The following is an 11,496-nucleotide window of genomic DNA, read 5'->3' as shown; positions in this document are numbered from 1 at the left end:
GAGACAGCCGTAGAGCCGTAGAGCCGTAGAGCCGTAGAGCCGTAGAGCCGTAGAGCCGTAGAGCCGTAGAGCCGTAGAGCCGCAGGTTGCTCTGCGGGGACCAGACCAGCTTCGCGCCCGCGCCGGCCGCCCGGGCGAGCTGGTCTCGGGTCATCGCCGACCCGTGAATGATGACCGTGGCCGCGGTGAGGGCGTCGGCGGCGACCAGGTGGTCGAACTCGTCGATGGACCGCTGGTCGCTGCGCCTGCCCTCGGCGAGATGGATGTAGAACGCGGTCACGTCGCCGCTGGCGATCCCGGCCAGGATCGCCCGGAGCTGGTCCCCGTCCGACGACGCCGGGTCGCCCGGGAGGTCGATCAGGCTGCGGGCATGGTGCTCGCCGAAGATGGTGCGGTCGACGTTGCGCACCAGGAACTCGTCGGTGCCCTGGGTCCGCCCGCTCGCGCCCTGGATCGCGGTGACGCGAGATCAGCCCGTGTCGTGCCCGCCGGAGCCGGCCCCCTCTCGTCGAGATCGTGGGCGGCTACGGACCACGGCGTGCCGGTGAGGTAGGCGTTCATGAACAGCTCGCCCGGGTCGGTCACCTGCCCGGGCTGCGTCATGGTCGTCACGGCAACCTCCTCGTCGAGGCGGCGGTGCCGGCGCTGCGCGGCACACGGTCGCTTCCAGTGGTACTCGCGGATCCGGGCCCCGACAAGTGACCGAGCGGCGCGGGCCCGCCCGGCCGCGCACGCGACTAGGACCCGGCGCTGTAGATGTCCGAGCCGAAGCGGTTCAGGCCGGGCGTGGCGGCGTAGCCGAGGTGCGGCAGGGCGAACAGGTCCTCGATGCTCGCGAGCAGGCTGTAGTGGTTGTACGGCGTGCTCGACGAGGTCCCGCCCTTGACGAACGGGGAGATCACGAGCGCTCCGACGCGGCCTCCGCCCGGACCGGCGATCCCCGGCTGCTTCGCGTTCGGGCCGGGACCTTCACCGCAGCAGGCCGAGGAGTCGGACGAGGGGCTGTCCGACTCGTCGAACGTGATCACGAGCACGCCGTCCGCGCGGAACGCCGGTGCGGCGGTGATGAGCGGGACCCATTTCCGCAACCATGCATCCGCGCCGGCCAGGCCGCCGTGCGAGGCGTCGACGCACGGCGAGTCGTGCCCGTCGTGGCACAGGTTCGGGGTGATGAACGCGAGGTTCGGGGTGCTCGCGGCAGCGGCGAGGTCCGCCGGCAGCGCCGTCAGGTCGACGTCGCGCCGGGCGCAGTCCGGCGAGCCCGTGATGCTCGCGAAGTACACGAACGGGTTGTGCCGCGCGGCGTACTGGTCGCCGACCCGGGCGCCCTGGGTGTCGTCGACGGTGCCGGTCTGCGGATGGCGGCACGGAGCACCCATGTCCTCCAGATAGCCCTTCCAGGTGCGACCCGACGCGGTGAGCTGACCCGGCAGGGTCGGCACGTCGGCGGGATAGACACAGCCCGCACCGACGGCCTGCCCGGGCGGCGCCGTCCCGGTTTCCTCGAACGGGGAGTAGACGCGGCAGTCGCCCTGGGTGCGCGGGTTCGGGCCCTGCCCGGAGATCTGCGCGAGGTAGTTCGGCAGCGAGTGGTGCGCCGTGCCGTAGTACTGCTCGAGCAGGACGCCGTCCCCGCGCAGAGTCTTCGAGAGATACGGCGCGTCGGAGCCGGCCCCCCAGACCTCGTCGAACCCCTTGTTCTCGAGGTTGATCACGAACACGTGCGCGGCCGGCGGCAGGACGGTGGCCGCGGTCGGCGCGGCGGTCGATGGCTCCGGGCTCCCCGCGGTGGCTGACGGCTCCGGGCTTTTCGCGGTGGCTGAGGGTTCCGGGCTACGCGTGGGCGCGGCGCACGATCCCGTGAGGAGGGCGAGCATCAGGATGACGAGCGCTCGCCGTGTCGTGTGGCTCATGAATGCCGCTGACCGCGGGCGCTACGAGGTGACGTCCGGGGCCGGCCTGCCGACCTCCCAATGGTGACCCCACGGATCGACCAGCCGTCCGATCCGCCAGCCGTGGCCGTCGGCGACGGGCGAGATCTGGATCGCGTCAGCGTCGAGGGCCCGCTGGAAGGCCGCGTCCGGGTCGTCGACCGTGAGGATCATCCGGATCGGCCCACCACCCGTGGCGGAGCGGCGGAAGTCCGGCTCCTCCTGGAGCCAGAAGTCCGCGGGGCCGATCGCCAGCTGCGCGACGACGACCCGGCCGCCGTCGTCCTCGAGCCGGTAGCGCTCGACGGCGCCGAACGCGGCCTGGTAGTAGGCGAGGGCGGTCGGGCCATCGCTGACGGACAACCACGGGGCGAGGCTGGTCACGACGCGTTCGTTGGAAGTCATGGCGTCTGACTACTCCTCGCAGCCGCGGGTGTCCAGGTCCGCCGCGCGCGCCAGGCTGCGACGAGGTGCGCAGCCGGTCAGTAACGCCGTGATAACGCCCGTGCTCGCAGACTCGATGCCACGTAACCGTCGCGCCCCTGGGGGACCGCATGAGCATCGAGATTCGCGCGTACAGCAACGGCGACGAAGCCTCCATCGTCTGGCGGGCGGGGGAGCGGATCGCCGGCTGCCGGGGATTCGCCGTCCTGCGTGAGGCGGTGGCCGCCGACGGCTCGACCGCGAGCGACACGCTGTCGACCTTCGTCGGGTTCGCCTCCCAGCGGCCGCTGCCCTCGGGTGCCCACCGGCCCAGCACGGTCTGGCCGGTCCAGCGCTTCATCTGGCGCGACTACGACGTCGAGAAGTTCCAGCGGGTGCGGTACCAGGTCGTGCCGATGCTGGGTCCGGCGGACCAGCTGACGCAGGCCCCGCCCGATCAGGCCAGCGGGTGGACGCCCTGGCTCACCGTGGGAACCGGTCAGACGCCGGGATTCGAGGCGTACTTCAACCGCGGGATCGTCGCCACCCAGTGGCTGGCGCGACGCCTGGCGGTGCCGCCCGACGAGGAGCGCGCCAAGCTCGGTGAGGTCATCGCGGACCCGACCTCCGAGATCAGGAGGTTCCTCGGCGGCCTCGACCGGGTCGCGCTGCTCAAGCTGCTGGCCGACGCCAAGGCGAACGGGAATGTCCTGTATCTCGCCCTCTACGAACTGGACGACCCCGAGCTGATCCCGGCGCTCGTCGCCGTCGGCGCGAAAGCGAACCTGCTGCTCGCGAACGGCGCCGACACTCCCGACGAGAACAAGGAGGTCCGTCAGCAGCTCAGGGACACCTCGCAGGTCAAGGTCTTCGACCGGCTCGTCTCGTCCGGCCACTTCGCGCACAACAAGTTCGTGGTGATCTGCGACCCGGACGGGACGCCGCAGCGGGTCTGGACCGGCTCGACGAACTGGACGATGACGGGCCTGTGCACGCAGGCGAACAACGCACTGCTCATCGATGACCCGGTGCTCGCGACCGGCTACCTCGCCTACTGGCACCGGCTGGAGGCAGCGGGCAGCGCGTATCCCCCCGAGCTCAAGGCGGCCGACCAGCAGCCGCTGCGGACCACCGTGGGCGCCGCGCGGATCACCGCCTGGACGACGCCCGTCCCGCACCTCGTCGACCTCGTCGACGCAAGAGGGCACCTCGAGGCCGCGACCCAGGGCGTGCTGTTCCTGATGTTCGTCCCGGGGAAGTCGGGCACCCTGCTGAACGACATCCTCGCGCTCGACGAGCGACGGCTCTTCGTGCACGGCGTGATCAACCAGGACCCGGGCGGCGCCAAGGCCCCGCTCATCAAGATCGTCCAGCGCGGGCACGTCCTGGACGCGGACCCCGAGGTGATCCTGCCCGCGGCCATCAGCGCCCCGCTCGCGTCCTGGAAGCAGGAGCTGCGGTCGTACAGCCTGGCGGTCGTGCACAGCAAGGTGGTGGTGATCGACCCGTTCGGGCCGCACCCGGTCGTCATCACTGGCTCGCACAACCTGGGACCCAAGGCGAGCGGCCGGAACGACGACAACCTCGTCATCATCGAGGACGCCCCCGGTCTCGCCGCCGAGTACGCCGTCAACATCCTCGGCGTCTACGACCAGTACAAGTGGCGCTACAACATGCTCGTCCAGGCGAAGCAGGGCGCCGCGCCCGACCAGAAGGCGTGGACCGGACTCCAGGACGACGACACCTGGCAGGACGACTTCTTCGGTGAGCAGAAGCAGCGTGAGCTCCGCTTCTGGTTCGGCGAGTCACCCGCGCTCCTCGACCTCACCTCGCACTGATCCCGCCCCTCGACGAGGGTCGCGACGCCGACGTCAGGCGCCGCGAACTGGGAGTTGTTGTCGTATTTCGTGGCTGAGCACGACAACGTCTCCTAGTTCGCGGCACGCGCGAACGCGAGGGCGGCGGGCCGAGGCTGTCGGTGTCCTCGGCGGGCCGAGGCTGTCGGTGTCGACGCGGGCTCGGTCATTAAGCACCGTGGGTGGGCGAGGCTCAGTGCATCGCTCTGTGCAGCCAAAGTGCAGTGAATGAGGCGTTTTGGTGCACTTTCGCTGCACTGAGCGCCGCACAGAGCGCTGCACTGAGGTCGAGCCGGCCGGCTGCCCGACAGCTGGCCTTCGGCGGGTCGGGGGACGACGGGGGCAGCGAGCCAGCAACCTCGGAGGCGTCGACCTCGGGCCCTGTTCGATCGGCGAGCTCGCGGCCGCACCGAGCGAACTCGCGCTCGCCGATTCGCACCGCCGCGAACTGGGAGTTGTTGTCGTATTTCGTGGATGAGCACGACAACGTCTCCTAGTTCGCGTGCCGACGGCGCGTCTGGGCTCACCAGTCGTGGACGGTGCCGTCTAGCTTGCGGTTCACCGGGAGGTACTTGGGGTCGTAGGGGAACGCCGCGGCGGCCTTCTCGTCGAACTCGACGCCGAGACCGGGCAGGTTCCCGGGGTGCATGTACCCGTTCTCGAACGAGTACGACGTGTGGAAGACCTCGTTCGCGGGCTCGCGGTGACCCATGTACTCCTGCACCCCGAAGTTGGGGATCGACAGGTCGACGTGCAGCGCGGCGGCGAACGACACCGGCGACAGGTCGCCCGCGCCGTGGGAGCCGGACTTCACGCCGTAGAGCTCGGCGAGGGAGAAGATCCGGCGCAGGTGGGTGATGCCGCCCGCATGGGACACCGACGTGCGGATGTAGTCGATCAGCCGCTCGGTGATGAGCTGCTGGCAGTCCCAGATCGAGTTGAAGACCTCCCCGACGGCGATCGGGGTCGTGGTGTGCTCGCGGATCAGGCGGAAGGCGCTCTGGTCCTCGGCGGGCGTCGGGTCCTCCATCCAGAACGGACGGTAGGGCTCGAGCGCGGCCCCGAGGCGGGCGGCCTCGATCGGGGTCAGCCGGTGGTGCACGTCGTGCAGGAGGTGCACGCCGAAGCCGAACTCCTCGCGGATCGCCTCCATCATGCGCGGCGCGAAGTCGAGGTACGCCGTGGTCTCCCACACGTCCTGCTGCGGCAGGGACCCGCTGGCGGGCTCGTACATCCTGCCGTCGGCCGGCGGGACGCCGTAGGTCTTGCTCAGGCCCGGCACGGAGCATTGCGCGCGGACCGCCTTGTATCCGGCGTCCAGGTGCTTGCGGAAGTCGTCCTTGAGCTCGTCCAGGTCCGCGCCCGTGGCGTGGCCGTAGACCATGACGCCCTCACGGGCGGCCCCGCCGAGGAGCTCGTACACGGGGAGCCCGGCGACCTTGCCCTTGATGTCCCACAGCGCGATGTCGACGGCGGCGATCGCGGTCATCTGGACCGGGCCGCGGCGCCAGTACGACCCCTTGTACAGGTAGTGCCAGGTGTCCTCGATACGGTTCGCCTCGCGGCCGATCAGCAGCGGGACGACGTGGTCGCGCAGGTACGAGGCCACCGAGAGCTCGCGCCCGTTGAGGGTCGCGTCGCCGACGCCGATCACGCCGGACTCGGTCTCGATGACCAGCGTCACGTAGTTGCGACCGGGGGAGCTGATGACGACCCGTGCGTCGATGATCTTCACAACTGGCATACAAGCACTTCCATACCAGTACGTCAAGACTGCTCGGCGTGGATCGGGCGCCGCTAGGGTGAGTGCCATGTCAGTTGCCGGCGCGTCGCCCCAGCCCCCACCAGGCAAGAAGGCCTCGGCGCGGGACCAGACCCTCGAGATCCTGCGCCACGAGATCATCTCCCTCGAGCTCCCGCCGGGGGCACCGCTGTCCGAGAACCTGCTCGCGGCCAAGCTGGGGGTGAGCCGCACGCCGGTCCGGGAGTCCCTGATCCTGCTGCGTGAGGAGGGCCTGGTCCAGGTCTTCCCCCAGCTGGGCACGTTCGTCTCGCGCGTGAACGCGGCCGAGGTCGCCCAGGCGCAGTTCATCCGGGAGGCGATCGAGTGCGCCTCGCTGACCGACGCCGTCGTCGTCGCCGGAGTCGCCCACATCAGCGCGCTCCGGGAGGTCCTGGAGCGCCAGCGCGACGCCGATCGGCGCGGCGACATCGAGGACTTCTTCGGCCTGGACGAGACCTTCCACCGTGAACTGCTGCGCTCGGGCGGCCACGAGGGTGCCTGGGCCACGGTCAACTCCGCCAAGGCGCACCTGGATCGGGCCCGTCGCATGAGCCTGGTCGAGGCGAGGCCGGTCGCGACCCTGATCGAGCAGCACACGCGCGTCGTGGACGCGCTCGAGGCCCGCGACGCCGGAGCCGCGACCGCGGCCCTGCGCGAGCACCTGCGCGCGGTGTTCGACGACGTCGAGCGCATCCGGGCCGCCACGCCCGAGCTGTTCTCCGACGGGGCCGCCGAGGAGCGTCCCCGCCGGCGCGTTGTCCAGGAGTGGTAGGTGCCCACCTTGCGCGTCGCGCACGAGCGGCGCTGGCCCGCGACACTTACCGTCGCGGCCGTGCTGGCCTTGCAGCTCGCGCTTCCGACGGAGTTCACGGGGGATCCGCGCTGGCTGGTGCCCGCGCTCGAGATCGCGCTGCTCGTGCCGGTGTTCGTGACGAACCCGGTCACCCTGAGGCGGGACACCGTGTGGCTGCGGCGGGCGGCGCTGGCGCTCGCCGGGCTCGTTGCGGCGGTGAACGCCGCACACCTGGTGCGGCTGGTCGACGTCGTGATCTCGGGTGAGCACCTCCCGCCACGCTCGCTGGTGCAGGCGGCGCTGCTGATCTGGGTCACCAACGTGGCCGCCGCAGCGCTGGTGCTGTGGGAGATGGACCGCGGCGGCCCGTTCGCCCGCGACCCACGGCACGCCCGCTTGCCCGGTCGCCCGGACCTCTTCTTCCCGCAGATGGGTGGGGTCGCGGGCTGGGACGCCGCCACCTGGCACCCGTCGTTCTCCGAGTACCTGTTCGTCGCGTTCACGACGGCGACCGCGTTCAGTCCCACGGACACGCTGCCACTCTCGGCCCGGGCCAAGGCGATGATGACCGGCGCGGCGAGCGTGTCGCTCGTGACGCTGGCGATCGTCGCGGCCCGGGCCGTGAACGTCCTGTAGCCCGCTCGGTCCTGTGACCCGTCCAGTCCAGGCGGGTGTTCAGTCCTGCACGCGCTCGACCCGCCCGACGAGCAGCACGTAGGACGCGATCCCGACCGACGTCACGACCGTCATGTACACGAACGCGGGCGCGAAGTCGGTCGCCGAGACGAGCAGCCCGATCACGATCGGCGTCGCGATCGCGGACAGGTTGCCGATGAAGTTGAACATGCCACCCGTGAGCCCGATCAGGCGCGCCGGGGCCATCGCGGACACGAGCGACCAGGTGATCGAGGCCAGCCCGTTGCCGAAGAACGCGATCGACATGAACGCGATCACCGCTGAGGTGTTGTCGGTGAAGTTCGCGCCGATCATCGCCATCGTGAGCAGCAGGCCGGTGATGATCGGCAGCTTGCGGGCCGTTCCCACGCTGATGCCGCGCTTGACCAGCGCGTCGGAGACGACGCCGCCGAGCAGCACGCCGACGAGCGCCGCGAGGAACGGGAGCGAGGCGAGGAACCCGCTCTTGATGTAGTCCATGTGGCGGTAGGTCACGAGGTAGGTCGGGAACCAGGTGAGGAAGAACCACAGGGTCGAGGTCAGGCAGAACTGGCCGAGATAGATGCCCCAGAGCTTGCGCCGGCCGAGCACCACCGCGAGGTCGGCCCAGGTCGACCGCGTGCGCGCCGTCTCGCGGGAGGTCTCGAGATCCACCAGGCCGCCGCCGTCGCGGATGTACTCGACCTCGGCCGCGGTCGCGCGCCGCGAGTCGACGGGGCTGTGGTACGCGACGTACCAGACGGCTCCCCAGAGCACCCCGACGACCCCGGTGAGCACGAAGATCCAGTGCCAGCTCAGGGCGTGCTGGAGCCAGGTCAGGGCGGGGGTCAGCAGGGCGAGGCCGATGAACTGGCCCGAGGTGTAGAAGCCGATCGCCCTGGCCCGCTCCTTTTCCGGGAACCAGCTCGTGACGACCTTGTTGTTGATCGGGTAGGCGGGCGCCTCGAACGTGCCGACGGCCAGGCGGAGCACGATGAGTGCCGCGAAGCCGCCCACGACCCCCATGAAGATCGTCGCGACCGACCACAGCACCAGGCACAGCGGGTAGAGCAACCGGGGCCGGACCCGGTCCACCAGCCAGCCGCCGGGCAGCTGCAGGGCCGCGTAGGTCCAGCCGAACGCGCTCAGCAGGAATCCCTGCTGCGCGGTGTCGAGCCCGAACTCCGCGGAGATGAGCGGCGCCGCGACCGAGAGGTTGGCGCGGTCCATGTAGTTGATGACCACGGTGACGAAAAGCATCACCGCAACGAGGTATCGAGCCTTGGAGGTCAGAGTTTTTGGGCGTGCTTGTGTCGTCGTTGACATCGGATCACCATTCTGCGAAGAGAAGAGGGTCTGCGAAAAGAAGGAGGGCGCTGCTAAGAAGGAGTGCGGATCACCATTCCGCGAACGAGCCGTCCGCGTGGCGCCAGACCGGGTTGCGCCAGCGGTGACCCTCCTGGGCCCGCTCGATGACGTACTCCTCGTTCACCTCGATGCCCAGCCCGGGCCCGTTCGGAATCGCGACCATGCCGTCGGAGTACGCGAAGACCGAGGGGTCCACGACGTAGTCGAGCAGATCGTTCGACTTGTTGTAGTGGATGCCCAGGCTCTGCTCCTGGATGAAGGCGTTGTAGCAGCCCGCATCGATCTGCAGGCAGGTCGCGAGCGCGATCGGACCCAGCGGGCAGTGCAGTGCCAGGGCGACGTCGTAGGCCTCGGCCATGAACGCGATCTTGCGGGTCTCGGTGATGCCGCCCGCGTGCGACGGGTCGGGCTGGATGATGTCGACCGCGCCGCTCGCCAGGATGTCCTTGAAGTCCCAGCGGGAGAACAGCCGCTCACCGAGCGCGATGGGGGTGGGGGTGTTGCGCATGGTGTCGAGCAGGCCGTCCACGTTCTCGCTCAGGACGGGCTCCTCGATGAACATGAGCTTGTACGGCTCGAGCTCGCTGATGAGGACCTTGGCCATCGGCTTGTGCACCCGCCCGTGGAAGTCGACCCCGATCCCGACGTTCGCGCCCACCGCGTCCCGCACGGCGGCGACGTTCGCGATCGAGCGCTCGACCTTCTCCCAGGTGTCGATGAACGCCAGCTCCTCGGTGCCGTTCATCTTCACCGCGGTGAAGCCCAGGTCGACGGCGGACTTGGCGGCCGCGGCGGTCTCGGACGGCCGGTCGCCGCCGATCCAGGAGTACACCCGGATCTTGTCGCGGACCTTGCCCCCGAGCAGCTCGTGGACGGGCACGCCCAGCGCCTTGCCCTTGATGTCCCACAACGCCTGGTCGATGCCGGCGATCGCGCTCATCAGGATCGGGCCGCCGCGGTAGAAGCCCGCTCGGTACAGGACGGTCCAGATGTCCTCAATGTTGCGCGGGTCCTTGCCGACGACGTAGTCGGAGAGCTCCTCGACGGCGGCCGCAACGGTGGCCGCGCGCCCCTCGATCACGGGCTCGCCCCAGCCGACGAAGCCCTCGTCGGTCTCGATCTTCAGGAAGAGCCAGCGCGGCGGGACGGCGTACGTGGTGAGCTTGGTGACCTTCAAGGTGTCCTCCGTGACATGGTGAGAGCGGATTCGAGGGCGGCGATCAGCGCGTCGGCGCGCCGGCGCAGGTCGCGCACCGAGATCCCCGGCCGGTACAGCGCCGAGCCGATGCCGAAGGCGGTCGCGCCGGCGCCCAGCCAGGCCCCGAGGTTGGCCGCCTCGACGCCGCCCACCGGAATCAGCCCGATCTCCTGGGGGACGACGGCGGTCCACGCCTTGAGCCCGGCGTACCCCACCTGGTCGGCAGGGAAGATCTTGACGTCCCGGGCGCCCGCGCCGATCGCCGCGAACGCCTCGCTCGGGGTCGCCGCACCGGGAAAGCTGCGCAGGCCGCGGCGCACGGTCTCGGCGATGACGGCGGTGTCGGTGTTGGGCGAGACGATGAGCTGCGCGCCGGCGCCCTCGCACCGGGCGACCTGCTCGACGCTCAGCACCGTCCCGGCGCCCACGGCGCAGTCCGCCGGCAGCCCCTCGCGCAGGGTCGCGATCGTGCGCAGCGGATCGGGGGAGTTCAACGGGACCTCCAGGGTGCGCAGGCCGGCGTCGTACAGGCACATCCCGACGCACATCGCCTCCGCGTCGGTCAAGCCGCGCAGAATGGCGATCAGCGCGGGGGAGCCGCGACCCGGGAGCTCGGGGTGCGCGGACGCGGTGTCAGGAGACAGCTTCATTGGTGAGCCTTTCGAGAAGTCCGGTGGCCTGCGCTACGAGCCACATGCCGGCCGGTGCGGAGTGGGTCACCGCGCCGGCGATCTGGATGCCACGTCGTTCCAGGGCGCGCCGGTACCGCGCGTTGAGGTTCTCCTCGCCGCACAGGAGTACCGGAGGCGCGCCCTTGAGCCCGCCCGTGAGCTCGTTGTTTTGCCCGCTCCCGTGCTCGCGCCCTTTCCAAGACGCCGCGACCCCGGTGAGCTCGTGGCCGATCAGCAGGCCCGAGAGGTAGTCCTCGACCTGCTCCGGCGCGAGCTGACCGGTCAGGACGAGAGTCCGTGCCGAGAACGCGGTGTTGAGGATGCCCCCGCGCCCGACGGGCGACGCGGCGACGTCCAGGCCGCGTTCGAACGCCGCCCAGTCGGGCCGGTCGGCAGGCTTCGCCATCCGAGCCAGGGTGCTGTCCGCCGTCAGCAGCGCGTAGATCTCGCCGGTCATCCAGGTGCTGAAGCCCGTGACGGTCGTGCCGGTGACCTGGACCCACTTCGAGTGGGTGCCCGGCAGGAGCACGAGGCGTTCGGCGGAGCGGTCGAACGTCCCGGCCGCGAGCTCGCCGCACAGCGCGCCGAGGACCTGCGTCTCCTCGCCGCGCATCACGCCCGGCAGGCCCGCGCTCGCCAGCAGGCCCGGAATGATGTGCGCGATCGTGCCGGCGGCGGTGCCGGCGGCCGTGCGCACGGGTGTCAGCACGACGTCGGCGGCGGCGAGGTCGGCGGGCAGCGTCCGGTACTCGGCCTGCGCCCACCCGTGGTTGCTGCCGACCATCCCGCACGCGATGACCGGCAGGCCCGGGTGGCTCG

Annotated in this window: 10 protein-coding genes and 1 pseudogene; 3 read left to right on the top strand and 8 right to left on the bottom strand. The window is 70.3% G+C overall.

Annotated elements, in window-relative coordinates; translation table 11 throughout:
• From VIM26_RS04595 to VIM26_RS04585, 3 genes and pseudogenes are all read right to left on the bottom strand, one after another.
• Positions 1 to 409: pseudogene (locus tag VIM26_RS04595) on the bottom strand (hypothetical protein); the annotation flags it as partial.
• A 328-nt stretch (positions 410 to 737) separates the two neighbouring features.
• Positions 738 to 1,913 (bottom strand): alkaline phosphatase family protein, encoded by a 1,176-nt coding sequence (locus VIM26_RS04590; RefSeq protein ID WP_331949172.1) that lies wholly within the window; start codon positions 1,911 to 1,913, stop codon positions 738 to 740.
• Between the two features lie 21 nt (positions 1,914 to 1,934).
• Entirely contained in the window at positions 1,935 to 2,336 is a 402-nt protein-coding gene (locus VIM26_RS04585) for a VOC family protein (protein ID WP_331949171.1), read from the bottom strand.
• Positions 2,337 to 2,485: 149 nt separating this feature from the next.
• On the opposite strand from VIM26_RS04585, the gene VIM26_RS04580 reads away from it, so the two are divergent.
• Positions 2,486 to 4,192, top strand: coding sequence for a phospholipase D-like domain-containing protein (locus VIM26_RS04580; protein WP_331949170.1), 1,707 nt, complete (start codon positions 2,486 to 2,488; stop codon positions 4,190 to 4,192).
• A gap of 541 nt (positions 4,193 to 4,733) precedes the next feature.
• Here the strand turns inward: VIM26_RS04580 and manD are convergent.
• Positions 4,734 to 5,945: a D-mannonate dehydratase ManD gene (gene manD, locus VIM26_RS04575; protein ID WP_331949174.1), complete on the bottom strand. Its 1,212-nt coding sequence runs from the start codon at positions 5,943 to 5,945 to the stop codon at positions 4,734 to 4,736.
• A 76-nt stretch (positions 5,946 to 6,021) separates the two neighbouring features.
• Here manD and VIM26_RS04570 point away from each other — a divergent pair, with 76 nt between their 5' ends.
• Together VIM26_RS04570 and VIM26_RS04565 are read left to right on the top strand one after the other, a co-directional pair.
• A complete protein-coding gene (locus VIM26_RS04570) occupies positions 6,022 to 6,765 on the top strand; it encodes a GntR family transcriptional regulator (protein WP_331949169.1) in 744 nt (247 codons plus the stop codon).
• Positions 6,766 to 7,422, top strand: coding sequence for a hypothetical protein (locus tag VIM26_RS04565; RefSeq protein ID WP_331949168.1), 657 nt, complete (start codon positions 6,766 to 6,768; stop codon positions 7,420 to 7,422). It begins immediately after the preceding gene.
• Positions 7,423 to 7,461: 39 nt separating this feature from the next.
• Here VIM26_RS04565 and VIM26_RS04560 read toward each other — a convergent pair whose 3' ends face one another.
• The 4 genes from VIM26_RS04560 to VIM26_RS04545 form a co-directional block, all read right to left on the bottom strand.
• Positions 7,462 to 8,700, bottom strand: coding sequence for an MFS transporter (locus tag VIM26_RS04560; protein WP_331949173.1), 1,239 nt, complete (start codon positions 8,698 to 8,700; stop codon positions 7,462 to 7,464).
• Positions 8,701 to 8,836: 136 nt separating this feature from the next.
• The gene (gene dgoD / locus VIM26_RS04555; protein WP_331949167.1) at positions 8,837 to 9,985 is read right to left on the bottom strand and encodes a galactonate dehydratase; all 1,149 of its coding nucleotides are present in this window, start codon (positions 9,983 to 9,985) and stop codon (positions 8,837 to 8,839) included.
• Positions 9,982 to 10,656, bottom strand: coding sequence for a 2-dehydro-3-deoxy-6-phosphogalactonate aldolase (locus tag VIM26_RS04550; RefSeq protein ID WP_331949166.1), 675 nt, complete (start codon positions 10,654 to 10,656; stop codon positions 9,982 to 9,984). Before VIM26_RS04550 ends, dgoD begins: the two co-directional genes overlap by 4 nt.
• The coding region (locus VIM26_RS04545) for a 2-dehydro-3-deoxygalactonokinase (protein WP_331949165.1) at positions 10,640 to 11,496 on the bottom strand (857 nt) is incomplete at its 5' end. The genes VIM26_RS04550 and VIM26_RS04545, both read right to left, overlap by 17 nt.

This window comes from Pengzhenrongella sp. (genome assembly GCF_036565025.1).
Lineage (GTDB): Bacteria > Actinomycetota > Actinomycetes > Actinomycetales > Cellulomonadaceae > Pengzhenrongella.
Note: the sequence above shows the minus strand (reverse complement) of the source record. Positions and strands in the feature narration are given on the sequence as shown.

Bases quoted from the DNA above. Each gene is read 5' to 3' on its own strand.
- VIM26_RS04560 (WP_331949173.1), bottom strand. From the start codon at position 8,700: ATGCTTTTCGTCACCGTGGTCATCAACTACATGGACCGCGCCAACCTC.
- VIM26_RS04580 (WP_331949170.1), top strand. From the start codon at position 2,486: ATGAGCATCGAGATTCGCGCGTACAGCAACGGCGACGAAGCCTCCATC.
- VIM26_RS04585 (WP_331949171.1), bottom strand. From the start codon at position 2,336: ATGACTTCCAACGAACGCGTCGTGACCAGCCTCGCCCCGTGGTTGTCC.
- VIM26_RS04570 (WP_331949169.1), top strand. From the start codon at position 6,022: ATGTCAGTTGCCGGCGCGTCGCCCCAGCCCCCACCAGGCAAGAAGGCC.
- VIM26_RS04550 (WP_331949166.1), bottom strand. From the start codon at position 10,656: ATGAAGCTGTCTCCTGACACCGCGTCCGCGCACCCCGAGCTCCCGGGT.
- VIM26_RS04590 (WP_331949172.1), bottom strand. From the start codon at position 1,913: ATGAGCCACACGACACGGCGAGCGCTCGTCATCCTGATGCTCGCCCTC.